Origin of the sequence: Pseudomonas marginalis, from assembly GCF_001645105.1 — a bacterium.
In the GTDB taxonomy this organism is placed as follows: domain Bacteria; phylum Pseudomonadota; class Gammaproteobacteria; order Pseudomonadales; family Pseudomonadaceae; genus Aquipseudomonas; species Aquipseudomonas petroselini.
Genome location: NZ_LKEG01000022.1, coordinates 157,863 through 184,537 on the forward strand (window position 1 = coordinate 157,863; position 26,675 = coordinate 184,537).

Genomic DNA, 26,675 nt, shown 5'->3' on the forward strand with positions numbered 1-26,675 from the left:
CTGCCGCTGGAGCATCGCTCGGCATCCAGTGCGCAGACTACATGCCTTACGGCAGGTATTTATTTAATGATTTCAGGTAGCCATAAAGTGATGAACCTGAGAGCCAAGCCAATAAAATTCTGACAACTTGAGACTGCTGCAGCGTTGTACAGCAGCATATTTCGCCTCCGCTTACGTTTGCTCCACTGACAAAAAGGCTAAGAGGGCGACCTGGGAACACCGTATCCCTTCCCCTGTGTCGCGATCGATCTACAGTCCTGCGCCACTATTTTGCGCATGCCAAGCTTTACAACCCTCGCTCTTCACCGTTTACGGTGCGGGTTGATGCCTGCCTGTCTAATAATTGGCAGCAATTCTACCCGTTTGGAACCTTAACTGGAAATCAGGGATGGATGGTGCTGTTGGCCCCCGTCAGTACGTCTTTACCGAAGAAGTCACACTCTGTAACCCAACCGTTTTTGACACCCTTCCAGCATGACCTAAGTTAGAAAAGCAGCTTCGGAAAAGCTGCTTTTCCCTCACCAATGTCATGGAGCGTCAAAATGCAAAACACCTACCTCACCTCCCTAATCTTCGCCTTCCTCACCACTCTCTCCGTCACCACCACCGCAGCCCCTTCCATCAAACCCGAAGCCCCAACCCCCATCACCGCCCAAATGTCCAAGTCCGAACAACCCGCCAAGGTCAACCTCAACGCTGCCGACGCCGAAACCCTGCGCCGTGACCTGTTCGGTATTGGCGCCTCCAAAGCCAAGGCAATTGTGGCCTACCGCGAAAGCAATGGCCCGTTCACGGCGGTGGATGAGTTGTTGGAAGTGAAGGGGATCGGCAAGGCTCTGCTGGAGAAAAACCGCGAGAGGCTTGTGATCAACTAAGCCAATACAAGGGGAGGCCGGTCACTGACCGGCTTTTTGATCTTCTGAAACCTGGGTTTTCAAACTGTCTCGCACCACCTCGATGATTCGCATGGCGAGTGCCTTGTCTTCAACACTCCTGGCAAGCACCAGGGCCCCGACCAGTGTCGACATCGTCACCAAGCTTTGTGCATCACTCTGTCCTTCCCCCAAGGCCGTTTCGATCTGCTTGAGCCGCGCGTCGAGCACCGCATCCGTCGTCGGGCTGTGCTGGCCTCTCAGCCCTAGCTCCGAAGACATGGTCGGCAATGGGCAGCCTTCAGCCGGCGAGTTGAGGTGCCACTCCGATAAGTAACTATCAATAAACGCTTCCAGCGGCCGTTCCTGGCTGAACAGCGTTTCGCAATGGGCATCCAGCTCTGCTGCAGCGGCCTGCAGGGCTTTTTCCACCAGTTCACCCTTGGATCTGAAGTGCGCGTAAAACCCACCATGCGTCAGGTCCAGCGCTTTCATCAACGGCTGCCAGCCGGTGGCGCCGATGCCGTCGCGGCGAAAGCGTACGGAGGCTTCCTTGATGATGCGTTGGTGGGTCTGGGCTTTGTGGTTGGACGAATAACGCATAGGGCGGCCTCGGTGACAGGCTGGCATTTTAACCAACTTGACTCCATTTACACGTCTCTCCTGAGCCTTGGCCGTTGGCACGAAAAGTGACTACCTCTACGCACAAGATTGTTCAACAATCGTGAGGTAACCATGACACTCAGTTTGTCCTTGGCCGATCAGATCGCCCTGGAGTTGCGTGCCGACATCATCGGCGGGCGGCTGTTGCCGGGAATGCCGTTGGTTGAGGCCGAACTGGTGACCGCCTATAACGCCTCGCGCAATACCATCCGCGAAGCGCTGCACCGTCTGGGTCAGGAAGGGCTGACGCGGTATGTGCGCAATAAGGGCGTAATGGTCCGTCGCTTGGCGCGAGAGGAAGTGCGTGACTTATTTGTAGTCCGTCGCACCCTGGAGTTGCAGGCCATCGCCCAGAGTGGCCCTTTGACAGAGGATCAATCCGAGCGTATGCAAAACGCCATCGACGCCACCACCCTGGCCCGTGAGCGCGAAGACTGGCGTGCAGTCGCCACTCATAGCCTGGTGTTTCACCAGCAAATCGTCGGGTTGATGCGCAGCCCCTTGTTCGATGAGTTTTTTGCCCAAGTGATCGCCCAATTGCGCCTGGTGTTTTGCGCTGCGCCCGATGAGCAGCGCTTCCAGTCGCCTTGGTTGGAGCGTGATCGTGAGATTTACACCTTGTTGGTCCAGCAGGAAAAACCGGCGGCAGGGCAGGCGATGAGCCTGTACCTGGCTGATTCGGAACGCCTGTCGTTGGCTTTGTTTAATCACCCCTGATCGAGGATCTGCATTATGTACAAAGACTACCCGGCCGCTTATCAGGTCAGCAAAGGTTCGGCGTTGCAGGTCGACACGGCGTTTTACGAGCGCATCCGCGACCAAAAACAGCAACGCACGTTGATCGAGCAATTCGAAGTGCCGATCCGCACGGGCAGGGCGTGGAAGGTGCCGGCCGGGCATGTGTTTCGTGTGACCACGCCGGTGGGGCCGCAGGTGGGTGACTTTAATGTGTGGAACGCCCATGACCCGCGCGAACGGCTCTGGGCGGCACGCACGCGGCAGTTGCAGGGTGCCCATGTCAGCACCCATGACCGCTTGTGGTCGAACCTGCCGTTTCTGCGCCCCCTGGTGACCATCACCGATGACAGCTTGGCGAGCTACGGCATCGATGAGCATGGCGGGCGCCTGCATGATCTGCTCGGCACGCGTTGTGATCCCTACGTGAACCGGATGCTCACCGGTGAGGACTTCCATCATCATTGCCACTCGAACCTGACCCGCGCGGTTTTACCCCATGGTCTGACGGAATTCGACGTGCATGATGTGCTGAATATTTTCCAGTGCACGGGCCTGAATCATGACGACATGTATTTCATGAAGGCGTGCCCGGCGCAGAAGGGTGATTACCTGGAGTTCTTTGCCGAGATTGATTTGTTGTGTGCGTTGTCGACATGCCCCGGTGGGGATTTGTCGCTGCCGATGTGGGGGCCGGAGGCGCAGGACCCGTTGACGGTGTGCCGTCCATTGGGGGTTGAGATTTATAAATTGGAGGAAGCGTTGCTGAGTGGCTGGAGCCAGCCTGAGCGTGCTGCCTACAAGGGGCAGCACGGGTTGCATATTGCCAAGGCGGATTGGGAGTAACGCTTTAGAGGGGCTGCTTCGCAGCCAGCGGGAGCAAGCTCCCTCGCCACAGGTTGTGTGTCAGGGCGGCTATGTTAGCGATCCTGCGCATCCTTGGCGTCCGCCTGGGCGTTTCGCTCGGCCACGCGCTTGCGTTGTTCGTCGGTGAGTTCCACTTTGTTGGCGCTGTCACGCAGCATCATCAGTCCACCGACGATCGACCCGATGGCGACCACTAATATCAACCATGCATACCACGGCATAAGGCTCTCCTTGAGGCAGATTGCCGTGGGAGAGTTTTCCCACGGGAATAACTGCTTTGAGTGACGGGCTTTCTTACTAGTTCAGTGTAGGCCCGTTCTGCCTCTTAGTAGATCAGAGCCCGGTCAACATCGCATCCGCCGGTGCATCGGCGCGGTCTTGCGCGGTCATCTGGAAGTAGGCGAACCCCACGACCATAAAGCCCAGGAAGATCAGTCCGATCAGTGCATTGAACCAGGCCATGGCCACCAGGCACACCACCGCCAGCACCAGCGCGATGCCCGGCACGATTGGGTAACCCGGTGCGCGGAAGGTGCGTTCCAGCAGCGGTTCGGTCTTACGCAATTTGAACAGGCTGAGCATGCTCATGATGTACATCACGATCGCGCCGAATACCGCCATGGTGATCATCGCGGCGGTCAACGTCATGCCGCCCAGGTTGATCAGGCCGTCGCTGTAGATCGCTGCGATGCCGACCACGCCACCGGCGATGATTGCGCGGTGCGGTGTCTGAAAACGCGACAGTTTGGCCAGGAAAGACGGCAGGTACCCGGCGCGTGCCAGGGCGAAGAACTGGCGCGAGTAACCCAGGATGATGCCGTGGAAGCTCGCTACCAGGCCAAACAAGCCGATCCACACCAGCATGTGCAACCAGCCGGAGCTGTCGCCGACCACGGTTTTCATGGCTTTTTGGAGGGNGGGTCGTTGATGTTCGACAGGGTGCGCCAGTCGCCCACGCCGCCAGCGAAGAACATCACGCCCATGGCCAGGATCACCAGGGTCAGGATGCCGCTGATGTAGGCTTTTGGAATGGTGCGCTTAGGATCTTTCGCTTCTTCGGCCGCCATGGCCGCGCCTTCGATGGCGAGGAAGAACCAGATGGCGAAAGGAATCGCGGCAAACATCCCGGCAATCGCCGGGGCGCCGAAGGTATCGGAGCCGGCCCAGCCGTTCAGTGCGAAGTTGCTGAAGCTGAAGGCAGGCGCAACCACGCCCATAAACACCAGCAGTTCAGCGACGGCGAGCACGCACACCACCAGTTCGAAGGTGGCGGCCAGTTTCACGCCGAGGATGTTGAGGCCCATGAAGACGATATAGGCGCCGACGGCGGCGTGTTTCGGGTCCAGTGCTGGAAACTGCACATTCAGGTAGGCACCGATGGCCAAGGCGATGGCGGGGGGCGCAAAGACGAATTCGATCAATGTCGCGAGCCCGGCGATTAAGCCACCTTTCTCGCCAAAGGCGCGACGGCTGTAGGCAAACGGTCCGCCTGCGTGAGGAATGGCGGTGGTCAGTTCGGTGAAGCTGAAGATAAAGCAGGTGTACATTGCGGCGACCATCAATGAGGTCACCAAGAAGCCCAAGGTCCCGGCGACGCCCCAGCCATAGCTCCAGCCGAAATATTCCCCGGAAATCACCAGCCCGACCGCAATACCCCATAAGTGCAGGGTGCCCAAGGTGGGTTTGAGTTGTGTGTTCATTGTGTTGCTCTCCCTGAACCGGTTGGAATGATTCAAGGTGTTGCAGCGGACATGCCAGGCTGGGAATCATTGTCGTAAAGCTGCGCAACTGTCGCGCTGGGGATGGTTTGGCGTTTGAACATGTCCGGTATCGCACCAGATAAGTGCGGGGGTGGCTGTGTGGGCCTCATCGGGGGCAAGCCCCCTCCCACACTTGGCCTGCGTACACCGGTCAAAATGTGGGAGGGGGCTTGCCCCCGATGAGGCCCTCCCAATCACCACCAATCCCTCTGTAACCTGCGCATAAACCCACTCTTTACGCCGTCTTTACGCCCCACCCACACCCTCGCTCTCGTTCCTTTACACCACTCCTGCCGACAATTGCCCTACACGCGGCACTCGCCGCTAAACGGAGAGACTTCCATGAGCGTTCTGGACGGGGTGTCACTGCTATTGGCCGTGGCGCTGTTCATTTATCTGCTGGTTGCGCTGTTACGCGCGGATCGGAACTAGGAGCGGGCTATGCACAGTTATGACTATTGGCTGATCATTGCCTTCTTCGCCGTGGTACTGGTGCCGGCACCGTTCCTGGGGCGGTTCTATTACAAGGTGATGGAAGGGCAGCGCACCTGGCTCACGCCGGTATTGGGCCCGGTGGAACGTGCCTGTTATCGCCTGTCGGGCGTGGACGAGCAGCAGGAACAAAGCTGGCAGAAATACATGCTGGCCTTGCTCGCGTTCAACCTCGCGGGCTTTTTGCTGTTGTTCGCGATCCTGTTGTTCCAGGACTACCTCCCACTGAACCCGCAGAAATTGCCGGGGCAGGAGTGGACCCTGGCCTTCAACACCGCGGTCAGTTTCATGACCAACACCAACTGGCAGTCCTACAGCGGTGAGGCATCCTTGAGTTACCTCAGCCAGATGGCCGGCCTGACGGTGCAGAACTTCGTCAGCGCGGCGACCGGTCTGGCGGTCTTGGTCGCGCTTTGCCGTGGGATCGGTCGCAAGTCCACCAAGACGCTGGGCAACTTCTGGGTCGATATGACCCGCGCCACGCTCTACGGCCTGCTGCCGTTGTGCCTGGTGCTGGCGTTGTTCCTGGTGTGGCAGGGCGTGCCGCAGACCTTCGCTCACTACGTTGACGCCGTGACAATGCAAGGCGTGGATCAAGTGATTCCCCTGGGCCCGGCGGCGAGCCAGATTGCGATCAAGCAATTGGGCACCAACGGCGGCGGCTTCTTCGGTGTCAACTCGGCACACCCGTTTGAAGACCCGACGGCCTGGGCCAACCTGTTTGAGTTGGCGGCCATCATCCTGATCCCGGTGGCGCTGGTGTTCACCTTCGGCCACTACGTCAAAGACCTGCGTCAGAGCCGCGCGATCCTCGGCTGCATGCTGGCGCTGTTCCTGATCGGCGGCGCGACCTCGTTGTGGGCCGAATACCAGCCCAATCCGACCCTGAATAATCCGGCCGTGGAGCAAACCGCGCCGCTGGAAGGCAAGGAAGCCCGCTTCGGCACCACCGGTACGGTGCTGTGGTCGGTGACGACGACGGCGGCGTCCAACGGTTCGGTCAACGGCATGCAGGACAGCCTCAACCCCCTCAGCGGCATGGTTGCGCTGGTCAACATGATGGTCGGCGAAGTGATCTTCGGCGGCGTCGGCGCCGGCATGTACGGCATGTTGCTCAACGTGTTGATTGCGGTGTTCCTCGCCGGCCTGATGATCGGCCGCACCCCGGAATACTTGGGCAAAAAGCTACAGGCCAAGGAAGTGCAATTGCTGGTCGTGACCCTCTTGGTGATGCCGGTTGGCGTGCTGGTGCTCGGCGCCATTGCCGCGAGCCTGCCCGGCCCGGCCGGTGCCATCAGTAACCCTGGCCCCCACGGTTTCAGTCAGTTGCTCTACGCCTACACCTCGGCCAGTGCCAACAACGGCTCGGCATTCGGCGGGTTCAGCGCCAACACGCCGTTCCACAACCTGATGCTGGGCCTGGGCATGTTGATCGGCCGCTTCGGCTACATCCTTCCGGTACTGGCCCTGGCCGGCAGCCTGGCGATGAAGAAGACCGCACCGATTGGCCAGAACAGCTTCCCGACCCACGGCCCGCTGTTCGTGACCCTGTTGACCGTGACCATTTTGCTGGTGGGCGGCCTGACTTTCCTGCCAACGCTGGCGTTAGGCCCCATCGCTGAACACTTGAGCATGGGCTTCTAGTAAAGGGATATGAAAATGAATATGCCTGCAAAAAACGCGGCCCCGGTCAAAACCCAGGAGCCCGCCAAAACCGCTATCTCAGCCCTGTGGCGCCCGGCGCTGGTCCAGGCGTTCGTCAAGCTGGACCCGCGTCAACTGCAACGCTCGCCGGTGATGCTGGTGGTCGAGCTGACCGCTATCCTCACCACCGTGCTGTGCTTCGTGCCCGACACCGCCGTGCCGACGTTCGTCGCGGTGCAGATTGCCGTGTGGTTGTGGTTCACCGTGCTCTTCGCCAACTTCGCCGAAGCCCTGGCCGAAGGGCGTGGCAAGGCGCGTGCCGACAGCCTCAAGGCGGGTAGCGAAGGCCTGAGCGCACGCCGCAAGGAAGCCGATGGCAGCTTCAAGGTCGTGCCGGCCACCAGCCTGCGCAAAGGCGATGTGGTGCGCGTCGCCGCCGGGGAAATGATCCCCGGGGACGGCGAAGTCATCGAAGGTATTGCGGCGGTCAACGAAGCGGCGATCACCGGGGAATCCGCCCCGGTGATCCGTGAGTCCGGCGGCGACCGTTCGGCCGTCACCGGCAACACCCGCCTGGTCTCGGATTGGCTGCTGATCCGCATCACCGCCAACCCCGGCGAGTCCACACTCGACCGCATGATCGCCTTGGTGGAAGGCGCCAAACGCCAGAAAACCCCCAACGAAGTCGCGCTGGATATCCTGCTGATCGGCCTGACCCTGATCTTCCTGTTGGTGGTGGTGACCCTGCAACCGTTCGCCCACTTCGCCAATGGCAGCTTGCCGCTGGTGTTCCTGGTCGCACTGCTGGTGACGCTGATTCCTACCACCATCGGCGGCTTGTTGTCGGCCATCGGTATCGCCGGCATGGACCGTCTGGTGCGCCTCAATGTCATCGCTAAGTCCGGGCGTGCCGTGGAAGCGGCGGGCGACGTGCATGTGTTGCTGCTGGACAAGACCGGCACCATCACCTTTGGTAATCGTCGCTGTGCGGCGGTGGTCGCGGCGCCTGGCGTCAGTGGCAAGGAAGTGGCCGAAGGCGCGTTGTTTGCCTCGCTGGCGGATGACACGGCGGAAGGTAAGTCCATCGTCGAATACCTGCGCGCCTTGCACCCTCAGGCCGAGCCGACTGCGGACGAGCTGACGGCCGTGCCGTTCAGTGCCGAAACGCGGTTGTCCGGTGTCGATTATCAGGGCCGCGTATTTCGCAAAGGCGCGGTGGATTCGCTGTTGGCGTTCATCGGTCTACAACGTCGCGACCTGCAGCCCGCGCTGTCGCGGGAAATCGACAAGATCGCCCAAAGCGGCGGCACCCCGTTGCTGGTGTGTGCCGATGGTAAGTTGCTCGGCGCGATCCACCTGAAGGACGTGGTCAAGCCCGGCATTCGTGAGCGTTTCGCTGAACTGCGCAAACTGGGCATCCGCACCGTGATGGTCACCGGCGACAACCCGCTGACCGCTGCCGCGATTGCGGCCGAAGCGGGCGTGGATGATGTGCTGGCCGAAGCCACGCCGGAGAAAAAACTCGCGCGCATTCGCCATGAACAGAACGACGGCCGCCTGGTGGCGATGTGTGGTGACGGTGCCAATGACGCCCCGGCGCTGGCCCAGGCGGACGTCGGCATGGCCATGAATGACGGCACTCAGGCCGCTCGCGAAGCCGCCAACATGGTCGACCTCGACAGCGACCCGACCAAGCTGTTGGACGTGGTGCAGATCGGCAAGGAATTGCTGGTGACCCGTGGCGCGCTGACCACCTTCTCCATCGCCAACGACGTGGCCAAGTACTTCGCGATCCTGCCGGCGTTGTTCGCCTCGATCTACCCGCAACTCGGCGTGCTCAACGTGATGCACTTGCAGAGCCCGCAGAGCGCGATTCTCTCCGCCATTGTGTTTAACGCCTTGATCATTGTGGTGCTGATTCCGTTGGCGCTGCGCGGTGTACGCGTGCAGGCGGCGAGTGCGGCGGCGTTGCTGCGGCGCAACCTGTTGATCTACGGGCTGGGCGGGATTCTGGTGCCGTTCGTGGGCATCAAGGCGATCGACATGCTGCTGACTGCGCTGCACCTGGTGTAACCGAACCTGCTCTTTGTAGTGAGCGGGCTTGCCCCGCGCCGGGCTGCGAAGCAGCCCCATTGCAACACAGCAGAGCGTCCCACAAATTGAGGAATCCGAAATGTCCAACATCGTCCGCCCGGCCCTGAGCCTGCTGGTGCTCATGACCCTGATCACCGGCGTCGCCTACCCATTGGTGGTGACCGGCGTCGCCCAAGTCGCCTTCCCGGACCAGGCCAATGGCAGCCTGGTACGCGACGCCAGCGGCAAAGTGCGCGGTTCCAGCCTGATCGCCCAGGACTTTACCGGCGACGGCTGGTTCCACCCGCGTCCGTCTGCCGGTGCTTTTGCGACGGTTTCCAGCAGCGCCAGTAACCTCGGCCCAAGCAACCCGGCGCTGGCGACGCGTATCTTCGATGACGCGAGCAAACAGTTAGTGCCGAGCCAGGGGCCGGTGCCCTTGGTATCGCTGACTACCTCTGGCAGCGGTCTTGATCCACACTTGCCACCCCAGGCGATTGCCTATCAACTGGCGCGGGTGGCGGCGGCGCGGAATGTGCCGGTGTCGACCCTGCAGCGGTTGCTGGATGAACACATCGAAAGCCCGTTGGTGGGCCCGCCGGTGGTGAATGTGCTGGCGCTGAATATGGCCCTGGAAAAGTTGTAGGCAGTGGCTCCGGCATCGCAGGCAAGCCAGCTCCCACAGGGGAATGCATTCCAAATGTGGGAGTGGGCTTGCCCGCGATGGCGGCCTGAGGTGCAACCCATAAACATCTGAAGGAACCCGAGCATGAGCGACTCCGGCCGCGCCGACGCCCTGTTAGCCGATCTGCCCCGGGACGGCCGTGGCCGGCTCAAAGTTTTCCTCGGCGCTGCGCCGGGGGTGGGCAAGACCTACGCGATGCTCCAGGCCGCGCACACGCAGTTGCGCCAAGGCGTGCGGTTGGTTGCCGGCGTGGTCGAAACCCATGGCCGCGCCGAGACCGAAGCCTTGCTCAGCGGCCTGCCACAGCAACCCTTGCTGCGCAGCGAATACCGCGGCGTGATGCTCGAAGAAATGGACCTCGACGGCCTGCTCGCCGCCAAGCCCAGGCTGGTGCTGGTGGACGAACTGGCCCACAGCAACGCCCCCGGCAGTCGCCACGAAAAACGCTGGCAAGACATCCAGGAATTGCTTGCCGCCGGCATCAACGTGTTTACCACGGTCAACGTCCAGCACTTGGAAAGCCTCAACGACCAAGTGCGCGGTATCACCGGCGTGCAGGTGCGCGAAACCTTGCCGGACTGGGTGCTGCAAGAGGCCGACGAACTGCTGCTGATCGACCTGCCATCCCGCGAATTGCTGGAGCGCTTGCGCGACGGCAAGGTCTACGTGCCGGAACAGGCCCGCGCGGCCATCGATGCGTTTTTCACCCAGACCAACCTGATGGCCCTGCGCGAGTTGGCGATGCAAACCGCCGCCGCCCACGTCGATGACGATCTGGCCCAGGGTTATCGCCAACTGGGCCAGTCCGCGCCGGCGGTGCGCGGGCGCTTGCTGGTGGGGGTGGATGGCGATGCGCAGGCCGAACGCTTGGTACGGCACGCCAGCCGCGTTGCCCAGCGCCGCCATTTGCCGTGGAGCCTGGTGCATATCGACAACGGCCGGGCGCGGGATGAACAGTCGAGGCTACGCCTGCAGAATGCCCAGCAACTGGCCGAACGCTTGGGCGGTGAGGTGGTGTTGCTGCGGGCGGGGGAGGTGGCCAAGACGCTGATCCAGCATGCCGCCGAACGCCGTGCCAGCCTGTTGCTGGTGGGGCAATCGCGGATGCGTTGGCGGCGTCGGTTATTCGGGGGTGGCCTGGCCGCGCGTTTGCTGCGTCATGCGCGGGGTCTGGAAATCAACATCCTCGACAGCGACGACATGCCCGCGTCGCCCCGTTTGCCGGAGGTGCGCGGGCTGGTGTGGTTCGATTACGCGCTGGCGGTCGTGGCGACGGTGGTTGCGGCGGCAGTGGCTTGGGCGGTGTCCAGCGTGTTGCCGTTGCCGAATATCTCGCTGGTGTTCCTGGCCGCGGTATTGCTGGTGGCGGTGCGCAGCAGCCTGGGGCCGTCGCTGGTGTGTGCGGGGTTGTCGTTCATGACCTACGACTTCCTGTTTATCCCACCGAATTTTTCCTTCGCCATCCAGCGCGAAGAAGACGTACTGACCCTGTTGTTCTTCCTATTGATGGCGGCGCTGACGGGCAACCTGGCTGCGCGCCAACGCCGCCAGTTGCAGGCGCTGCGCGATACCCAGGAAGAAACCAGCGAACTGCTGGACCTGTCACGCAAACTCACCGCCGCTACCGATCGCCAGGCAGTGATCAGCGCGGCGGCGCATCATTTGGAAGGCTGGAGCGACCTCGACCTGTGCCTGGTCAACCGCGACGGCCAGGGCGGCTGGGCGATTGAGACCGGGGGCCCGCTGACGCTGACCGAAGCCGAGCGCGCCGCCGCCGACTGGGCCTGGCAGCACGATCAACCGGCGGGCATGGGCACCGGCACGTTGCCGTTCGGGCGTTGGTGGTGGTGGCCGCTGTCGGGCGAAGAGGGCCCGCTGGGGTTGCTGGGGGTCAGTCCCAGGCCCGGTCTTGAATTGAGCGGTCAACGCCGTCGCTTGCTGACCGCCTTGAGCCAACCGCTGGCCCAGGCACTGGCGCGGGCGCAACTGGCCCAGGAGCTTGAGTCCGCTCGGCTGCATGGCGAAACCGAACAACTGCGCAGTGCGTTGCTGGCTTCGGTGTCCCATGATTTGCGCACGCCGCTGACCTCCATGCGCGGCAGCATCGAAAGCCTGCTGGCACTCGGTGAGGCCATCCCCCTGGAGGATCGCCGCGAATTGCTCGAGGGCACCCGCGATGAGGCCGAGCGCCTGGATCGCTATATCCAGAACTTGCTGGACATGACACGCCTTGGCCACGGTGCGTTGAAACTGGCGCGGGATTGGGTCTCGCCGGGCGATATCGTCGGCAGCGCCCTCGGTCGTTTGCGGGCGGTGCTGGCGCCGTTGCAGGTGAGGGCCGATGTGCCGCCGGAGTTGCCGTTGTTGTATGTGCATGCCGCGTTGATCGAGCAGGCCCTGGTGAATGTGCTGGAAAACGCCGCACGCTTTTCGCCGCCGCAAGGCCGCTTGCAACTGAGTGCCGGGGTGTTGGATAACCAGCTGTTTTTCGCCGTGGCTGATGAGGGCCCCGGCATTCCCGAAGACGAACGCGCAAAGATCTTTGACATGTTCTACACCGCCGCTCGCGGTGATCGGGGCGGGCAGGGCACAGGCCTGGGCCTGGCGATCTGCCAAGGCATGGTCGGTGCCCACGGTGGGCATATCAGCGTGGCCGACGGTATCGACGGGCGTGGCACCTGCATCACCTTGTTCCTGCCCTTGCCGACACAGCCTGGCCTGGAGCGCGAGGCATGAGCTACCCTGCTGTCTTCACGGATTTTGATTGGACACCATGAGCCAGACCGCGACGATTTTGGTCATTGATGACGAACCGCAGATCCGCAAATTCCTGCGCATCAGCCTGGCCTCCCAGGGCTACAAAGTGATCGAGGCCGGCACCGGCACCGAAGGTCTGGCCCAGGCGGCGCTGAGCAAGCCGGACTTGCTGGTGCTCGACCTTGGCCTGCCGGACATGGACGGCCAGCAGGTGCTGCGCGAATTCCGCGAATGGTCGACGGTGCCGGTGCTGGTGCTGTCGGTACGGGCCAGCGAAGGGCAAAAGGTCGAGGCCCTCGACAGCGGTGCCAATGACTATGTGACCAAACCCTTCGGCATCCAGGAGTTTCTCGCCCGTGTACGCGCGTTGCTGCGTCAGGCCCCGGCCGGTGAAGCGCAGGAAGCGGCCTTGAGTTTTGGCCCGTTGACGGTGGACCTGGCCTATCGCCGGGTGCTGCTGGACGGGGCGGAAGTGGCGTTGACCCGCAAGGAATATGCGGTGCTGGCGCAACTGGCGCGGCATCCGGGGCGGGTGATTACCCAGCAACAGTTACTCAAGGATATCTGGGGGCCGACCCATACGGAAGACAGCCATTACTTGCGCATTGTGGTGGGGCATCTGCGGCAAAAACTGGCGGATGACCCGACCCAGCCAAGGTTTATCGTGACTGAGGCGGGGGTGGGGTATCGGTTGTTAGGCGGGTAGATCGTTGGTGCTTGCCTGCGATGGGGCCATCAGCATCACCAAGGGTCTCAGCGCTGCTCACTCTCATAGCGATCCAACGTGTCACTGGCGATCTCCCGGCCCAGCGCGATCAACTCCGGCGCCTTGTAGAACTCGAAAAACCGACACACGCGCTTTGGCACGTTAATCAACACATCCGGCGGATAACCGGCAATCTTGTATTGCGCCAGCGACGTCTGCATCACCTCGAAACTCTGGTTGATCAGGTCGAGCAGCGACGCCGGGCCGACGTTATCGATAATGAACGAACCGGTCGCTGACTTGGGGGCGCCGGGCTTTTCCGGCGCGGCGGCGGATTGCTGGGACTCGGGCTCGGCAGACTCCAGCCACGGGTTGATCTCCGCCGCCTGGGCCTCCAAGGCTTCCTGCTCCAGCTTCATCAGTTGTTCGGCCTGCTTGCGGCGAAACGGCAAGTGCGAACCGAGTGATTTCGCCAAGTTGTTGAAGCGACTCTTGAACGCTGGCGGGCGCTGGATCACCGGCAACTGGTAGTGCTTCTGGTTGGTGGCGTTAAGGTTGACCGCGATGATCAAGTCACAGTGGCTCGACACCACCGGCACGATGGGCAGAGGGTTGAGCAAGCCGCCGTCCACCAGCATGCGATTGCCTTGCATCACCGGAGTAAACAGGCTGGGAATCGCCGCCGAGGCGCGCATGGCCTGGTGCAGGCAGCCTTCCTGGAACCAGATCTCCTGCTGGTTGGTGAGGTCGGTGGCGACGGCGGTGTAGGGGATGCGCAGCTCTTCGATATTGATCTCGCCGACGATCTTGCGGATCTGCCCGAAGACTTTCTCGCCACGAATGGCCCCCAAGCGAAAACTCACGTCGACCAGGCGCAGCACGTCGAGGTAGTCGAGGCTTTCAATCCAGTTCCGATATTCATCCAGTTTGCCGGCGGCGTAGATCCCGCCGACGACTGCCCCCATGGAACACCCGGCGATACAGGCAATGTCATAGCCACGCCGTTCGATTTCCTCGATCACGCCGATATGCGCGTAGCCCCGGGCCCCGCCGGAGCCCAGCACCAAGGCAACACGTTTATTCATGGTCCATGTCCTCCCCAAAGCAGGTGCCCACAATGCACCCATTGAGGGGGCGGCTTCAATCTTCGCGGGGCCTGCAATATTTTTCCAGGATAGCCGCAGTGCTCGGGTATGCTCTGGTATTGCTCGGGTATGTAGGTACTATCGATTTCAGGCTAAGGACAGGCACTTTTCCATGTAGGCAACGTCTACAGCGTACGACTGTTTTTTCTTTATTTTGAGGTGTCATCGATGAAAGCCTGGATGTGTGTGCCTGTGATCGTGTTGGCCCTTGCCGGTTGCGCCGGGAAAACCGCGTATCGCGACAGCTGCGGCTCGCAACTGGACGCCGCCTGGAAAGAGCTGGACTTGGCCAAGGCGGAAGGTTTTGCCGGGACCGTGAGCTATTCCAAAGCCTTGTCTTTGTTGACAGGGGCCAAGACCCAGCAACAGTTCGAGGCGTTTGAAGGCTGCTCCAACAAGGCCGAGAAAGCGCGGTTCTATATCCGAGAGTCTCGCGCAGGGCGTTAACCTGCTGTGAGTAGGACATTTCATCAGCTAGCGAGGGCAGAATGTCAGCTTTGGTCGATCAGTTAGTCGCTCAGGTCATTGGCCTGGAAGTAGGGTTACTGAGCTGCCAGGCTCGCCTCGCCGCCGTCACCGACGATGAAGCCCTGCACGACCTGCGCACCACCGTGCGCCGTTTGCGCAGTTTGTTGCGCCCCTTGCGTGGGTTGCCTGGGGTTGAGCAGCTTGAATCGGCCGCCCGTACTGTCGGCCAATTGACGACGCCGCTACGCGACCGTGAGGTGCTGGCGGCTTATTTACTTCAGCATGGTCATCACGAGGCCGCCGACCGGCGACTGCGCCTGCAACCCGCTGCCTATCGCCAAGTGGCGCAGAGCCCGGAGCTCGCGCATTTGCTGCTGATCCTCGACGCTTTCCCACGTTTCATCCGGGCTTCTGAACACCAGAAGCTGCTCAAAGGTTTGCGTGCGCGAATCGAAAAACGCTTGGCCAAGCAATGGCAGAAGCTCGATGAAGCCTTGAAGGACCCCGACCATGATCGCCATCGCCTGCGGTTGTTGATCAAGCGTGTGCGATACGCCGCTGAGGCTTACCCCGAATTGGACAAGTTGCCTGCCAACGCCCTGTCGCGGCTGAAAAAGGCCCAAGGCGCCTTGGGGGATTGGCATGATTGCTGGCAATGGTTGGCGCAAGCCGAGCATCAGGCGGATCTGCAACCTTGTGTTGCGGTGTGGCATCGCACCATGGCCAAGGCTGAAGGGCAGGCGGATCGGGTGCTGGACAAACTCAGCGCCGATTGTTTCTGAGCCGGTCCGGCTTTTGGCCGGAATAGGCGCTGTACCTGGCCGGTTCGATGGTTAAGATCGCTCATCTGTTCCTCTTGATGTGAGACCGCTATGCGCTTTAGTGATTTGCTCGATGCCGCCCGTAGCAACCCGCTGGATGTCACCATTCCCGCCGAATGGGGCCAGGGTCGCGCGACCTTTGGTGGGTTGGTCGCCGCATTGCAATACGAAGCCCTGCGTGCCCAGGTGCCGGCCGATCGCCCGCTGCGGTCGCTGGCAATCACCTTCGTTGGCCCTGTAGCGCCCGACGTTTGCGCCAGTTATCAAGTCGAAGTGTTACGCGAAGGCAAAGCGGTCAGCCAGTTGCTCGGCCGCGTGGTGCAGAACGGAGAAGTGGCAACGTTGGTACAAGCCAGTTTTGGCGCGTCCCGTGAGTCGGAAATTGCGGTTGAGAGTCAAGCGCCACCCGTGTTCAAACACTGGGATGAGTGCCAGGAAGTGCCCTATATCAAGGGCGTCACCCCCGAATTCATGCGCCACCTGGCGATGCGCTGGAGCGTCGGCGGCTTGCCGTTCACGGGCAATAAATCCCGCGATATGGGCGGTTGGGTGCGGTTACGTGGAGATGTGAAAGAAGAGCCACTGACCGAGGCACATATACTCGCCCTGGTCGATGCCTGGCCCCCGGCACTGTTGCCGCACCTCAAAAAACCGGCACCGGGCAGCACACTGACGTGGACCATCGAATTCATCCAGCCCCTGCAAGACCTCACGACTCTCGACTGGTGCCAGTACTACGTCAACATCGAGCACGCCCGCGACGGCTACGGCCATGCCGCCGCCGCGCTATGGAGCCCGACCGGCGAACTCATCGCCATCAGCCGCCAGACCGTGGTGGTCTTCGCCTGACCTCAATGCCTGTGGCGCTGCCGCCAGGCACGCCACCAGCCACCGCTCAACACAAAACGCGGAAAGGTCACGAACTGCTCGACCACCAGGCGTTGTACCGCATCATTACGGTCACTGAACGGCTCACTGGCCTGGGCTTCCAGGCTATGGCCATGCCGCTGCAGCGCCAAGCCGGCCAGGATACCGACAACCCCGATGGCAAAACTGGCCAGGCTCAGGCTGAACACACCGGACACGATCAACAGAAACCCGATGATAAACAGCGGCACGGCAATCAGGTGCAACGCCAGGTTGGTCGGGTGCTGATGGTTCTGCGGGTAGTTACGCCATTGCCAGGCGGGGAGATTGGGATGACGTTTGCCCATGATGGTGAATCCTCTGTCCGTTGAAACAACATGGAGAGAGTTTAGGTGGGGTTGGGTGGGGGGGCGAATTGGGGTTGGCTATGGGGTCTATAGGTTTGACATAAAATAATAGGCGCTGGCTATCTGCCCTGCTCAGGCTTTTTTGAAACTGTAAACGCGTAGATTAAAAGGTGAAAATTATTTTTTTATGCGCTATTTGTGGATGAACTCGTAAACATCTTCCTGCTGAATTTCTTCTAGATTAATTTTTTTGATGATTTTTTCTAAGAGTGGAAAATGTTTTGAATGGAAGATGAGTTGGGTGACGCCATGTGTTTCTGAGTCGTGGAATCTAAGATAGATGGAGCTTTCACCGGAAAGTATCAATTTTAAATTTTCAGTTTTTGAAATGTCAGTGAGATTGCTTAGTTTGCTCCATAGATCATCAAGGTTGGTATGTTTTTTCAGTATAAGTACCATGGATGTATGATGGCCTGTCATGCTTTTAGGGTCTGTATTATAAACGTCGCTGTCTAAATTAATTATTTGGGAGTAGATGTTGGTTGATTCGTTTTTTCTATAAATATCCTCTGGTTTTGAATGCGCATAGAACTTTTTTTGTAATATATATTCTTGGCTTTTACTGTGGTGAGGTAATAGTTTTGTGTGCCATTTCACAATTTTTGGCCATTTTTTTTGAATTGATAAGCTGACCTCGCACCAGGTTTTCCACGCTCCCGCATACTCTTGGTTGAGAAATGTCATCGTTATGAATTTTTCATCAGTACTAGTATCCAATTGCTCCCAAGGGTGAATGCCGGTTTCGTGTATTAGTACTGTGTTCATTGATTACCTCGTGAAGTAAGTGTAGGAGTCTTTGCCGATAGGTAGTGGAGTCTTTATTTGCTAAGTGTCATTCAGCTATTTGAAGTAGTAATCGTCCGAGCCGTTGATGTAGACACTAGGTCCGCCAAGTGAAATAAATTTTGCATTGAATTTTATTGAGGCGCTGTCACTTATAGCTTCGAATGTGAAGTAGTGATTGTCTTTGATGATTTTTACGGTAAATATCTCATGTGCAGGAATGTCCAAGATTTTTAGGTCTTTAATTTCATTGCAGGTTATGCCAATCCTGCACATGTTATACCCTTTGTTTTTCCATTTTTCTGGTAGGTTGTCAGGGAATTCGGGTATGTCGAAACCCATTCCAATACAAGGTTGATCATTTTCTATCCTTAAAGAAAAAAGGGCGATCTTTCCAATTTCGACAGGACGGCTGAAAACCTTGCTGAGAAATTTACTGTTATCTAGTTCGTTCCAGTGCTTCATTTTTTTGGTTTCTTCTGTATGTCTGTTTTTTTGTTGATGCCTGCCTCTTAAAAATTCTCATCGTTGCCTTTGATGTAAACGTTTGGATCACAAAGTGAAATGGATTGTGCTTTAAATTCGACTAAAGAGTCTTTGTTGGTGGCTTGGAATAGAAGGTGGTCAGGTTTTTTTATTATTTTTAAAGTGAGATTTTTATAAGTCGGTATATTTAGTATTTTTAGATCCCTAATTTCGTAGCAGTCAATGCCAAATCTACAAACGTTGTAGCCTCTATTTTCCCATTTCTTTGGTAATCTATCTGGGAATTCAGATATGTCGAAACCGACACCTAGGCTCGGGCGGTCATTGTCTATCTGTAGAGAGGTTAGTGTGATTTCACCTATCTCGACAGGCTGGCTGAAAATCATCTCAAGAAATATGTTCTTATCGAGTTCGTTCCAGTATTTCATTTTTTTCTCCTGAAGAAATAATGTGCTTCAGCATCGCTGAGTTTGCCGTTTCGAGGTTGCTCAATAGGTCGTAAATTGAAGTGTGTTGTTTGATCACCAACTCCATCTGCTCTGCCGAATTTGTGTCCTGCTGAGTGATCCTGAATAAGTACTTGTGAGCCATCTTCTCTTGTAAATTGATATACCCTGGTCTCTATTGGTTGGCCGGCGTCATTGAGTATTTTTTTATTACTTTTATCGGTCATTGGTTCTGTTTTGTACTGTGTCGCTGTCCTGTTGTAGGGTGGATAGAAATATCTGGGCTTTGATTCATCGGTATATGGGCATCCCTTTTAGCTTGCCTGAAAGCCCCCTTACGAGAAACTTCTGGAACGTCCGGTTCAGTAGGAGTTGAGCAAGCAGGATTTTTCTTAATCGGCCCAGGGCAATTTGCGCTGAGCCCCAAAGGATCTATCCATCCCGTAGGGTTGGGCACGTACTGGTACGCATTGATCCCTCCCGCCAGCTTCACCGAGTCCAATATCCGGATTGTAGTAGCGATGGCGGTTGTAGTGCAGTCCGCTTTCTTGATCGAAGTATTGGCCCTGGAAGCGCAGCGGGTTGTGGATTTTTCCTATGTCGAGTCGGGTGATTTCGCCGTACGCGCGGTAGTGCGCGGACCAGACGATTTCGCCAGCTGGGGCGGTGAGTTCTTGTGGGGTGCCGAGGTGGTCGAGTTGGTAATGGTAGGCCTTGGTTTCATTTGGGCCGAAGCCTTCCAGCAGGACGAGCGGGCGGAAGGTTTCGGGTTCGTAGACATAGCTGCGGTGACGGTCCTGGTGGTGCTCGGCGATGAGTGTGTCGCCTTGCCAGAAGAACTCGGAAGTCACGAAAAACGCTGTCGACGTCCGGCTTCTTGCCATCCATGGGGGACAGGACGAACTTGGCGATAACCGGAATCATGCGACGGCCCCATTCAGTGGGGCACGGATAGAGAAGTGCATCGGCGGTCCCTCGCGCTGATTGATCAGGCGAGAGACTTTGGAGAGGTTGAAAGGGAAAAGATGTCGGCGTTATTCGCGGGTAACGCTAGGAAGTTTCGCCAAAACCTCGGGTAAACCGTGGTTTTGGTGTAGGCAGAAGATTACAGGTTGAACAGTCCTACAGCTTCAGTTGCCCAATTGCCTTGCTCAACTCCCCGGCCAAGGTTGCCAGTTCATTGCTGGTGGTCGCCGAGTCCACGGTTTGCTGCACGGTGTTCTCGGTCACATCTCGTATGCTCACCACGGCGCGGTTCATTTCTTCGGCGACGTGGCTCTGCTGTTCGGCGGCGACGGCGATCTGGGTGTTGCTTTCGCGCATCTGCGCCACCGCGCCGGTGATTTCGGCGAGTGCGGCGCCGGCTTCCTGGGCTTGCTGTACACAATCGTCGGCCTTGAACGAGCTTTCCTGCATGAAGTCCACTGCGTCACGGGTGCCGTCTTGCAGTGCCGAGACCATGCGGGTGATTTCGTCGGTGGAGCTTTGCACGCGTTTGGCCAGGTTACGCACTTCGTCGGCAACCACGGCAAAGCCACGGCCCATTTCCCCGGCGCGGGCGGCTTCGATGGCGGCGTTGAGGGCGAGTAGGTTGGTCTGTTCGGCGATGCTGTGGATCACGCTGACCACGCCGTTGATTTTCTGGCTGTCCTCGGCGAGTTTCTGGATCATTTCGGCCGTCTGTTGCACCCCCGTGGACAGGCCTGCAATCGAGCGTTGCACACGGGTGACCACTTCCTGGCCGCTGCCGGCGAGGGTGTCGGCGGTCTGCGACAGATCCCGGGTAGCGCCGGCATGTTGGGCAATGTGGTGGACGGTGGCGGTCATCTCGTTAATGGCAGTGGCGGCCTGATCGGTTTCGCTTTGCTGGCCGAGCATGCCGTGCTGCACCTCGTTCATGCTGCTGGCCAGCCGCGCAGCACCCTCGTCCAGTTGCCTGGCGGTACGCGCGACGGTGTTGACCACGCGCTGGTAACCGGCCTGCATGGCGTTGAAGGCGCTGGCCATCTGGCCAACTTCATCCTTGCACGCCAAGGGCACACGGGCGGAAAGGTCGCCGGTTTTTTCCACGTGCAGCATCACGTCTTTTAGCGTGTTGAGCTGGCTGAGTAGGAAGCGGATCAGCAATTGCGAGGCACCGAGCATCGCCAGCATCAGGATCAACACCGCCACCGCGTAGTTGGCGAAGCGTTCGGCGAACACCTGGCTCAAGCTGGGGGCGTAGGCGAGCACGGCGACGTGTTGCCCGTCGGTGCGGGCGATCACTTCGGCACCCATCAGTGGGTTTTCGCCAAAGAGGGGCATGTGATTGAGTTCGACCCAGCCGTTGGCGTTGCTCAGGGCTGACAGATCTTGATCGGCCAGTTGTGGGACTTGGCCACCTGCGAACGTCAGCCAAAGCTCTCCCTTGGGCAGCGTTTTGTCCGCCGGCCAGACGCTGAGTAACCGCGCTTGCGCCTGCGCCGAGGCGTGTGACGCCGTGCTGCGGGCCTGTTGTTCAAGCTGCACGGCGTAGAGCACCAGCAGCAGCGTGGTAATGAAGGCGACCGCATTGACGGCCCAGAATTTGTACTTCAGCGAGATATTGCTAAGCCAGGCACCCATGGAAGGTTTTCTCTGATAGCGGAAACAGCATTGGCAAGGTGCCATTATTGTGCCGCTACTCAGGAAAACCGTTTTGACATGGGTCAATGTGCCGCATCAAACAATGGCAGGCAAACCGAAAAAAGCGCATGCGCTGGCGGTGCTGTGTTGGGCCAGATCTTCCACGCTTTCGTTGCGGTGCAGGGCGACTTCGCGCAGTACCTCCGGCAGATAGGCGGGCTCGTTGCGACCATTTTTCGGTTTTGGGCGCAGTGTGCGTGGCAGCAGGTAGGGCGCGTCGCTTTCCAGCATCAGACGTCCTCGGGGAATTTCCCTGACAAGTGGGTGCAGGTGCGTCCCACGGCGTTCGTCGCAGATCCAGCCGGTGATACCAATGTGCAAGTCGAGGTCGAGGTAGCTGAACAACGCTTGCTGTTCGCCGGTAAAGCAATGCACCACGGCGGCGGTGAGGTGGTCGCGGTAGCCCTTGAGGATCTCCAGCAGGCGCACGTTGGCGTCGCGTTCGTGGAGGAACACCGGCAGTTTCAGCTCGACGGCCAAGGCCAGGTGTTCTTCCAGGACTTTTTCCTGCTGGGGGCGGGGCGAGAAGTCGCGGTTGAAATCCAACCCGCATTCGCCCACGGCACGCACGCGGCTTTCACCGAGCAATCCACGCAAGCGCTGGGCGCTGTCGCCGTTCCAGTCGCTGGCGGAGTGGGGGTGAATGCCGGCGGTGCTGAACAGGCGTTGAGCGCTTTCATCCTGTTTTATGCAGAGCTCCAGGGCCTGTTCGCTGCCCTCGACGCTGGTCCCGGTGAGTACCAATTGTTGCACGCCGGCGGCGTAGGCACGCTCGAGCACGGCCTGGTGCTTCTCGTCGAAACTGGGGTTGGTCAGGTTGACGCCGATATCAATGAGTTGCATGGTGCTATCTCCGCCTGCGGCCGGAAAGCATATCAGAGCTGTAGATTTATAAGAAAATCGAAGAACTACAACGAGTTATAGCTGTCTTTGAACGTCGCAAGTGACATTGTGTTTGGCTCAACGCCTTGCCCGTGCCACCGTTGCGCGCAAAGCCTGCGCATAAAGCGCTCTGTTTCTGACTCCCACGCCTTCATTTTTCGCGAGGGCGTTGGCCAGTATTCTTTCCGGAGAGCGGATGATCCGACCCTCGGCGTTGCTTATGTTGTGCCTGACGTTATGGCTGCCCCTGGAGGCGGTCGCGCGTCTGGACGGGCCGCTGGAAGTGACCAAGCCCGGCAAGGTTCGCGATCTGGCGGAGATTCGCTCGAGCCGCACCCTGCGCGTATTGGTCAACCAGAGTCGCAACAGTTCCGGCGAGGTCCAGGGCCAGGCCATTGGTGTGGAATACCATCGCTTGCGCGCCTTCGAGCAATACCTCAACGGCCACGCCCGTGATGGCCAGGAAATCAACCTCAAGATCATTCCCAAGGCCAAGGACCAGTTGCTCGGCGCGCTGGCGCGTGGCGAGGGTGACCTGGTCGCACCCGGTGAATTGCTGGATGTGAAGGCCGTGCACAAGATCAGCACCAGCGACCCGATTGCCAGCGATGTGCCGCTGTGGCTGGTAGGCGTGAAGGGCGAGCGACGGTTCACCAAGTTGGAGCAATTGTCCGGGCGTACGTTGGCGTTGACCACCGGCAGCGCGGCGGCGGATGCCATCAGCCAGGTCAACCAGAAGCTGGCCCTGCACAAACAGCCACCGATCAAGGTGGAATGGGTCGACCCGACCCTGGCCGTGGAGGATGTGCTTGAGATGGTTCAGGCGGGGATTTTCCACCTGACTATTGTCGAGAAGCCGATTGCCGAGCGCTGGTCGAAGATCCTGCCCAAGTTGCGTTTCGATAAGCAGGTGGTGGTCAGTGCACCCGGTGACGAATATTGGTTTGTGCGCCAGGATGCGTCGATGCTGCGGGCCAGCATCGATCGATTTCTCAAGACCTATCGAACCCCCTCCGATCAAGACGTGGCGTTCCAGCGTATCTACCGTCGCCTCTATCAGGTGCGCAACCCACTGGCCCGCGTCGACCGCCAGCGCCTGGAAAAACTGCGCCCCGTCTTGCAAAAGCATGCTCGCGAGCAGGGCATGGACTGGCTCAACCTCGCTGCGCTGGCCTTCAAGGAGTCGGCGCTTGACCCGGGTGCACGCAACAGCGGTGGCCCCACCGGCCTGATGCAGATCACGCCGTCGGCGGCGCAGCGTGTGGGGGTCAACAACATCGAGAACCTCGATAGCAATGTGCAGGCGGGGGCACGCTACCTGGCGATGATCCGTCGCAAGTTCTTCGCCAGCCCCAAGCTCAATGAGCGTGAGCGCATGGCCTTTGTGCTGGCGGCCTACAACATGGGGCCCGAGCGGGTGCAGGGCATGCGCACCGAGGCCAAGCGCCGGGGGCTTAACCCCAATCAGTGGTTTTTCCAGGTTGAACGCATAGCCATGGAGCAAGTAGGGATGGGCGGCGTCAGCTATGTTAATAGCGTCAACAAATACTATTTGGCGTTCGACCGGGAACGGGAGTCCCTGGAGCCGCCGACGCCGAAAATCGCCTCGCGAAAGTAATCGGTTATTTCGATATTAATCAGGCATTTTTTCGGCTTTTATCATTCTTTAAACTGATTAATATAGCGGCCAACCAACCCCTACTTAGAAAAGGATTATCACCATGAGCCCACTGATCAAAAGCATTCTGTCTACCCGCGCCGGCTACGGCCTGACCCTCTTGCGTATTGTGGTCGGCATCATCTTCGCCGCCCACGGCTCGCAAAAACTCTTTGGCTGGTTTGGCGGCTACGGTCTGGCGGGCACTGCCCAGTGGATGGAAAGCATCGGCCTGGCCCCAGGTACCCTGATGGCGCTGCTGTCGGGCGGTACCGAGTTCTTCGCGGGCCTGGCGCTGATCATCGGCCTGCTGGCTCGCCCAGCGGCATTGGGCCTGACTATCCTGTCGCTGGTGGCGATTTTCTCGGTGCATATCCATAACGGTCTGTTCATGGCTAACAACGGTTATGAGTTCGCACTGGCCTTGCTGGGCGGCTCCCTTGCGGTGCTGCTGGAAGGTGCCGGCAAGCTGTCTGCCGACCGCGCTATCGCTCACTGATCATTCTGCAGAACCCTGAATCGGCCCGCCATGCGCGGGCCTTTTCGTTGCTCGAGATTCTTGACACCGCCCCACCGGCTTCTCTAGGATGCCGCTCATGCGCCGATTTAAACAGCTAATTGCGGGGCGCCATGGGTGATCGTTATCGATCCCGACAGAAGCATGCTCCATGCTTCGAAATTCCGCTAAAGCGCTGGTTCGGTGTTGCCTCTCACCTGCCCGCAGACTTTTGAGGCAGAGACACGACACGATGAATGCATTACGCCCCCTGATACGCCTGGCTCCGATCACTGCGGACCTCACTCAACGCAATCCGAAAATTCTCCTGGGCGGCAAGCACCAGCCGACGCTGTTGCGTTACCTGGATGGTTGGCCGCGTCGCACAGGCCGACCGTCAGCGTTCCTCATCCAGTTTGTCGAGGACGGCGATTCCCTGGCGCGTTTTGCCAGCAACAGTTTTGACCTCGCGGTTATCCAGGCCCCCAGCGCCAGTGATGCCGATGAGGTCATCCGCGAATTGACCCGCGTTGCCCGGCAGGGGCTGATTGCCCGTCGTTGAACGCTCAGTGAATCACGTTGCCGGCTTGCAGCCGACGACGGCGCTGGCCTAGAAAGACCGTCCAGGCGATCAGGCACAACGTCAGCGGTATGGCAAAGGTCACGACCAACTTGATGACCAGTTCCAGGCGACGCACCTGGGCATACGCTTGGTGCTGCAAGGCATGCAACTCCATGGGCAGGCGCAGGCGTTCTTTGTTGAGTGCTTGTAGTTGGGTGGTGGTGTCCACGGCCTGAGTGCCGAGGGGCGTTGCCCAAGGGGTCAGCCGCTGCCATTCCTGCTCGGTTCGTAGCAGGCGTCGTTCCAGTTCACCGGCCTTTGAGCGATAGGCGTGTTTTGCGGCTTCCCGCATGTTCTCCAGTACCGTCGGCGGCATTTGCTGCGCCACTCGAGGACGAATCGCAGCAAGCCTGTCGGGGACGGACAGGTTATCCAATGTGTTCAGGACAAACAGGGCGTTGCTGTCTGGCGCCGAGTCGCTGACCTTATCCGTGAGCATGTCCGTGTCCGCAATGACCACGACGTGGATCTGCGTTGCTTTCTGCAAACCTGGGTGCTGCCCCTGGATGCCATCGGGAAATACCGAATAGGTCGGTCCCTCGATACGCGCGGCAATGACATGGCGTTGCTCTTTGCTCGCCGCCTCTTCAATCAATGCGTCGAATGGGGCTGCGCTGGTAAAACTGCCGGCATCCAGCAGCACCGATTGTTCGGAACTTTGCAGGAGAGGGGTGAAGGTCGTTCGACTTTTACTCACTCGTGTGAGGGCACCACTGCTCGAGGCGGTCACCCTATTGAGGTTCCATGTGCTGATATCGTTTGGGTTCATTGCCTGCCGGGGCAGGTTCAACCTGGCCTGATTGGGGGCGTTTTGGGTTTCCAAAGGCGTATAGAGGTAGTCGAACACCAGCGTGTGCGCCGGCATCTGGATGCCCCAAGCGGCAAGCAGTTCGTCCAGCCGAGTGTTGACTGGACCGGCGTTGGCGCGTTGGTCGCTCAACGGGTCGATAAACATCATCAACCTACCGCCTCTCAATACAAATTGTTCAATCCCGTACAGGGTTCGCTCAGAAAACGTCTGAGGGTGCACAACCATCAGTGTGTGGATGTTTTCGGGTATTTGCGCGGCAGACGGTTCCAGATTCACCAGATCGAATTCATGCTGCAGCGCCTTCAGCAGTCGACTTGCAGATTCGTCCATCGCCAGACCCGACAGCAGCGCAATCACCGGGCGCTCCGGGTGCTGCAACTTATAGAGCAGATGGCTGATTTCATACTCGAGCAACGGCTCCCGGTCGAGGCTGAAGGATCCAATACGTCGCACGCCGTGACCGGCGCGGGTGGCTATAAGGCCGAGAAATCCAGCGTTGTCGTCGAGACCCGATAGCCGGGCTTTGTAGGCGTCTTCCGAAAAAGGTGCAGGTTCAATAACGTGCAGGTTGATCATGCCCTTGGCGTTTTTTTCGTACTCCTTCAGTAGGTCTTCAATCCGTTTGCCGTAGCGTTTCACGGCGTAGCTTCTTTTCGGATGGTTGTTTGAATTGAAATAATATAAGTCCACCGGGCTTTCCAGTGTCGCGAGTAGTTGTTGTGCCGGCAGCGATAAAGTGTGAACTTTTTGTTGAGAAAGATCCCACCTTGCATCAGGAATTTTACCTATCCAAACCAGGTTAAAAGCCAGGAATAGCAGCAAGATAACGGTAAGTGTCATACCGGTGCGCAGAATGGACCGCATTA

The 26,675-nt window shown here is 59.0% G+C and carries 25 protein-coding genes and 2 pseudogenes; 15 read left to right on the plus strand and 12 right to left on the minus strand.

Going from position 1 to position 26,675, the window contains the following annotated elements; all coding sequences use genetic code 11:
* The first annotated feature begins 542 nt into the window (after positions 1-542).
* On the plus strand, positions 543-875 hold the full coding sequence (locus tag AO064_RS03160; RefSeq protein ID WP_064052348.1) for a ComEA family DNA-binding protein: 333 nt from the start codon (positions 543-545) through the stop codon (positions 873-875).
* 21 nt (positions 876-896) lie between these two features.
* Here the strand turns inward: AO064_RS03160 and AO064_RS03165 are convergent, their stop codons facing one another.
* Positions 897-1,475 carry a TetR/AcrR family transcriptional regulator gene (locus tag AO064_RS03165; RefSeq protein ID WP_064052349.1) on the minus strand — a complete coding sequence of 193 codons (579 nt, stop codon included), beginning with the start codon at positions 1,473-1,475 and terminating at the stop codon, positions 897-899.
* A 132-nt stretch (positions 1,476-1,607) separates the two neighbouring features.
* Between AO064_RS03165 and AO064_RS03170 the strand changes: the two genes are divergently transcribed.
* Both AO064_RS03170 and AO064_RS03175 read left to right on the plus strand, forming a co-directional pair.
* On the plus strand, positions 1,608-2,252 hold the full coding sequence (locus tag AO064_RS03170) for a GntR family transcriptional regulator (protein ID WP_064052350.1): 645 nt from the start codon (positions 1,608-1,610) through the stop codon (positions 2,250-2,252).
* 15 nt (positions 2,253-2,267) lie between these two features.
* Positions 2,268-3,116 carry an urea carboxylase-associated family protein gene (locus AO064_RS03175; protein WP_064052351.1) on the plus strand — a complete coding sequence of 283 codons (849 nt, stop codon included), beginning with the start codon at positions 2,268-2,270 and terminating at the stop codon, positions 3,114-3,116.
* 74 nt (positions 3,117-3,190) lie between these two features.
* Here the strand turns inward: AO064_RS03175 and AO064_RS29865 are convergent, their stop codons facing one another.
* Both AO064_RS29865 and eat read right to left on the minus strand, forming a co-directional pair.
* Complete coding sequence (locus AO064_RS29865; protein WP_012722955.1) at positions 3,191-3,358, minus strand: DUF2897 family protein; 168 nt, start codon at positions 3,356-3,358, stop codon at positions 3,191-3,193.
* Positions 3,359-3,470: 112 nt separating this feature from the next.
* Positions 3,471-4,837: pseudogene (gene eat / locus AO064_RS03180) on the minus strand (ethanolamine permease).
* 402 nt (positions 4,838-5,239) lie between these two features.
* Between eat and kdpF the strand changes: the two are divergent.
* The 6 genes from kdpF to AO064_RS03210 all read left to right on the plus strand — a co-directional run bounded on the left by kdpF (position 5,240) and on the right by AO064_RS03210 (position 13,254).
* On the plus strand, positions 5,240-5,329 hold the full coding sequence (gene kdpF, locus AO064_RS03185; protein ID WP_003218754.1) for a K(+)-transporting ATPase subunit F: 90 nt from the start codon (positions 5,240-5,242) through the stop codon (positions 5,327-5,329).
* Positions 5,330-5,338: 9 nt separating this feature from the next.
* Positions 5,339-7,033: a potassium-transporting ATPase subunit KdpA gene (kdpA, locus tag AO064_RS03190; RefSeq protein ID WP_046035051.1), complete on the plus strand. Its 1,695-nt coding sequence runs from the start codon at positions 5,339-5,341 to the stop codon at positions 7,031-7,033.
* A gap of 15 nt (positions 7,034-7,048) precedes the next feature.
* Complete coding sequence (kdpB, locus tag AO064_RS03195; RefSeq protein WP_177410659.1) at positions 7,049-9,106, plus strand: potassium-transporting ATPase subunit KdpB; 2,058 nt, start codon at positions 7,049-7,051, stop codon at positions 9,104-9,106.
* Positions 9,107-9,206: 100 nt separating this feature from the next.
* Positions 9,207-9,752 carry a potassium-transporting ATPase subunit KdpC gene (kdpC, locus tag AO064_RS03200; protein WP_043204996.1) on the plus strand — a complete coding sequence of 182 codons (546 nt, stop codon included), beginning with the start codon at positions 9,207-9,209 and terminating at the stop codon, positions 9,750-9,752.
* Between the two features lie 123 nt (positions 9,753-9,875).
* Positions 9,876-12,527 carry a sensor histidine kinase gene (locus AO064_RS03205; protein WP_064052352.1) on the plus strand — a complete coding sequence of 884 codons (2,652 nt, stop codon included), beginning with the start codon at positions 9,876-9,878 and terminating at the stop codon, positions 12,525-12,527.
* A 37-nt stretch (positions 12,528-12,564) separates the two neighbouring features.
* Positions 12,565-13,254: a response regulator gene (locus AO064_RS03210; RefSeq protein ID WP_043204998.1), complete on the plus strand. Its 690-nt coding sequence runs from the start codon at positions 12,565-12,567 to the stop codon at positions 13,252-13,254.
* A gap of 47 nt (positions 13,255-13,301) precedes the next feature.
* On the opposite strand, the gene AO064_RS03215 is transcribed toward AO064_RS03210, so the two are convergent.
* A complete protein-coding gene (locus tag AO064_RS03215; protein WP_064052353.1) occupies positions 13,302-14,339 on the minus strand; it encodes a patatin-like phospholipase family protein in 1,038 nt (345 codons plus the stop codon).
* Positions 14,340-14,567: 228 nt separating this feature from the next.
* On the opposite strand from AO064_RS03215, the gene AO064_RS03220 reads away from it, so the two are divergent.
* The 3 genes from AO064_RS03220 to AO064_RS03230 all read left to right on the plus strand — a co-directional run bounded on the left by AO064_RS03220 (position 14,568) and on the right by AO064_RS03230 (position 16,537).
* Positions 14,568-14,846, plus strand: coding sequence for a hypothetical protein (locus AO064_RS03220; RefSeq protein WP_012722962.1), 279 nt, complete (start codon positions 14,568-14,570; stop codon positions 14,844-14,846).
* 41 nt (positions 14,847-14,887) lie between these two features.
* Complete coding sequence (locus AO064_RS03225) at positions 14,888-15,649, plus strand: CHAD domain-containing protein (protein WP_064052354.1); 762 nt, start codon at positions 14,888-14,890, stop codon at positions 15,647-15,649.
* Positions 15,650-15,739: 90 nt separating this feature from the next.
* Positions 15,740-16,537 carry an acyl-CoA thioesterase gene (locus AO064_RS03230; RefSeq protein ID WP_064052355.1) on the plus strand — a complete coding sequence of 266 codons (798 nt, stop codon included), beginning with the start codon at positions 15,740-15,742 and terminating at the stop codon, positions 16,535-16,537.
* Between the two features lie 2 nt (positions 16,538-16,539).
* On the opposite strand, the gene AO064_RS03235 is transcribed toward AO064_RS03230, so the two are convergent.
* From AO064_RS03235 to AO064_RS03265, 7 genes and pseudogenes are all read right to left on the minus strand, one after another.
* Complete coding sequence (locus AO064_RS03235; protein WP_012722965.1) at positions 16,540-16,902, minus strand: Mpo1-like protein; 363 nt, start codon at positions 16,900-16,902, stop codon at positions 16,540-16,542.
* Between the two features lie 192 nt (positions 16,903-17,094).
* Entirely contained in the window at positions 17,095-17,727 is a 633-nt protein-coding gene (locus tag AO064_RS03240) for a hypothetical protein (RefSeq protein WP_064052356.1), read from the minus strand.
* A 75-nt stretch (positions 17,728-17,802) separates the two neighbouring features.
* Positions 17,803-18,210, minus strand: coding sequence for an Imm50 family immunity protein (locus tag AO064_RS03245; protein ID WP_064052357.1), 408 nt, complete (start codon positions 18,208-18,210; stop codon positions 17,803-17,805).
* A gap of 47 nt (positions 18,211-18,257) precedes the next feature.
* Entirely contained in the window at positions 18,258-18,659 is a 402-nt protein-coding gene (locus AO064_RS03250) for an Imm50 family immunity protein (RefSeq protein WP_064052358.1), read from the minus strand.
* Positions 18,656-19,525 (minus strand): annotated as a pseudogene (locus AO064_RS31625) (HNH/endonuclease VII fold putative polymorphic toxin); the annotation flags it as partial. The gene AO064_RS03250 and the pseudogene AO064_RS31625, both read right to left, overlap by 4 nt.
* Positions 19,526-19,799: 274 nt before the next feature.
* Positions 19,800-21,281 carry a methyl-accepting chemotaxis protein gene (locus AO064_RS03260; protein WP_064052360.1) on the minus strand — a complete coding sequence of 494 codons (1,482 nt, stop codon included), beginning with the start codon at positions 21,279-21,281 and terminating at the stop codon, positions 19,800-19,802.
* Between the two features lie 96 nt (positions 21,282-21,377).
* Positions 21,378-22,184, minus strand: a complete 807-nt coding sequence (locus AO064_RS03265; RefSeq protein ID WP_064052361.1) for a TatD family hydrolase — start codon at positions 22,182-22,184, stop codon at positions 21,378-21,380.
* A 235-nt stretch (positions 22,185-22,419) separates the two neighbouring features.
* Here AO064_RS03265 and AO064_RS03270 point away from each other — a divergent pair, with 235 nt between their 5' ends.
* The 3 genes from AO064_RS03270 to AO064_RS03280 all read left to right on the plus strand — a co-directional run bounded on the left by AO064_RS03270 (position 22,420) and on the right by AO064_RS03280 (position 24,938).
* Positions 22,420-23,841, plus strand: coding sequence for an MltF family protein (locus AO064_RS03270; RefSeq protein ID WP_012722969.1), 1,422 nt, complete (start codon positions 22,420-22,422; stop codon positions 23,839-23,841).
* A 103-nt stretch (positions 23,842-23,944) separates the two neighbouring features.
* Positions 23,945-24,379 carry a DoxX family protein gene (locus AO064_RS03275; protein WP_012722970.1) on the plus strand — a complete coding sequence of 145 codons (435 nt, stop codon included), beginning with the start codon at positions 23,945-23,947 and terminating at the stop codon, positions 24,377-24,379.
* A gap of 250 nt (positions 24,380-24,629) precedes the next feature.
* A complete protein-coding gene (locus AO064_RS03280) occupies positions 24,630-24,938 on the plus strand; it encodes a hypothetical protein (protein WP_043205003.1) in 309 nt (102 codons plus the stop codon).
* Between the two features lie 4 nt (positions 24,939-24,942).
* Here AO064_RS03280 and AO064_RS03285 read toward each other — a convergent pair whose 3' ends face one another.
* Entirely contained in the window at positions 24,943-26,673 is a 1,731-nt protein-coding gene (locus AO064_RS03285; protein ID WP_064052362.1) for a Gldg family protein, read from the minus strand.
* Positions 26,674-26,675: the final 2 nt, after the last annotated feature.

Bases quoted from the DNA above. Each gene is read 5' to 3' on its own strand.
- kdpA (WP_046035051.1), top strand. From the start codon at position 5,339: ATGCACAGTTATGACTATTGGCTGATCATTGCCTTCTTCGCCGTGGTA.
- kdpF (WP_003218754.1), top strand. From the start codon at position 5,240: ATGAGCGTTCTGGACGGGGTGTCACTGCTATTGGCCGTGGCGCTGTTC.
- kdpC (WP_043204996.1), top strand. From the start codon at position 9,207: ATGTCCAACATCGTCCGCCCGGCCCTGAGCCTGCTGGTGCTCATGACC.
- AO064_RS03275 (WP_012722970.1), top strand. From the start codon at position 23,945: ATGAGCCCACTGATCAAAAGCATTCTGTCTACCCGCGCCGGCTACGGC.
- AO064_RS03230 (WP_064052355.1), top strand. From the start codon at position 15,740: ATGCGCTTTAGTGATTTGCTCGATGCCGCCCGTAGCAACCCGCTGGAT.
- AO064_RS03175 (WP_064052351.1), top strand. From the start codon at position 2,268: ATGTACAAAGACTACCCGGCCGCTTATCAGGTCAGCAAAGGTTCGGCG.
- AO064_RS03215 (WP_064052353.1), bottom strand. From the start codon at position 14,339: ATGAATAAACGTGTTGCCTTGGTGCTGGGCTCCGGCGGGGCCCGGGGC.
- AO064_RS03235 (WP_012722965.1), bottom strand. From the start codon at position 16,902: ATGGGCAAACGTCATCCCAATCTCCCCGCCTGGCAATGGCGTAACTAC.
- AO064_RS03270 (WP_012722969.1), top strand. From the start codon at position 22,420: ATGATCCGACCCTCGGCGTTGCTTATGTTGTGCCTGACGTTATGGCTG.
- AO064_RS03260 (WP_064052360.1), bottom strand. From the start codon at position 21,281: ATGGGTGCCTGGCTTAGCAATATCTCGCTGAAGTACAAATTCTGGGCC.
- AO064_RS03240 (WP_064052356.1), bottom strand. From the start codon at position 17,727: ATGAACACAGTACTAATACACGAAACCGGCATTCACCCTTGGGAGCAA.
- AO064_RS03205 (WP_064052352.1), top strand. From the start codon at position 9,876: ATGAGCGACTCCGGCCGCGCCGACGCCCTGTTAGCCGATCTGCCCCGG.
- kdpB (WP_177410659.1), top strand. From the start codon at position 7,049: ATGAATATGCCTGCAAAAAACGCGGCCCCGGTCAAAACCCAGGAGCCC.
- AO064_RS03250 (WP_064052358.1), bottom strand. From the start codon at position 18,659: ATGAAATACTGGAACGAACTCGATAAGAACATATTTCTTGAGATGATT.
- AO064_RS29865 (WP_012722955.1), bottom strand. From the start codon at position 3,358: ATGCCGTGGTATGCATGGTTGATATTAGTGGTCGCCATCGGGTCGATC.
- AO064_RS03160 (WP_064052348.1), top strand. From the start codon at position 543: ATGCAAAACACCTACCTCACCTCCCTAATCTTCGCCTTCCTCACCACT.
- AO064_RS03210 (WP_043204998.1), top strand. From the start codon at position 12,565: ATGAGCCAGACCGCGACGATTTTGGTCATTGATGACGAACCGCAGATC.
- AO064_RS03170 (WP_064052350.1), top strand. From the start codon at position 1,608: ATGACACTCAGTTTGTCCTTGGCCGATCAGATCGCCCTGGAGTTGCGT.
- AO064_RS03280 (WP_043205003.1), top strand. From the start codon at position 24,630: ATGAATGCATTACGCCCCCTGATACGCCTGGCTCCGATCACTGCGGAC.
- AO064_RS03220 (WP_012722962.1), top strand. From the start codon at position 14,568: ATGAAAGCCTGGATGTGTGTGCCTGTGATCGTGTTGGCCCTTGCCGGT.
- AO064_RS03285 (WP_064052362.1), bottom strand. From the start codon at position 26,673: ATGCGGTCCATTCTGCGCACCGGTATGACACTTACCGTTATCTTGCTG.
- AO064_RS03265 (WP_064052361.1), bottom strand. From the start codon at position 22,184: ATGCAACTCATTGATATCGGCGTCAACCTGACCAACCCCAGTTTCGAC.
- AO064_RS03165 (WP_064052349.1), bottom strand. From the start codon at position 1,475: ATGCGTTATTCGTCCAACCACAAAGCCCAGACCCACCAACGCATCATC.
- AO064_RS03245 (WP_064052357.1), bottom strand. From the start codon at position 18,210: ATGAAGCACTGGAACGAACTAGATAACAGTAAATTTCTCAGCAAGGTT.
- AO064_RS03225 (WP_064052354.1), top strand. From the start codon at position 14,888: ATGTCAGCTTTGGTCGATCAGTTAGTCGCTCAGGTCATTGGCCTGGAA.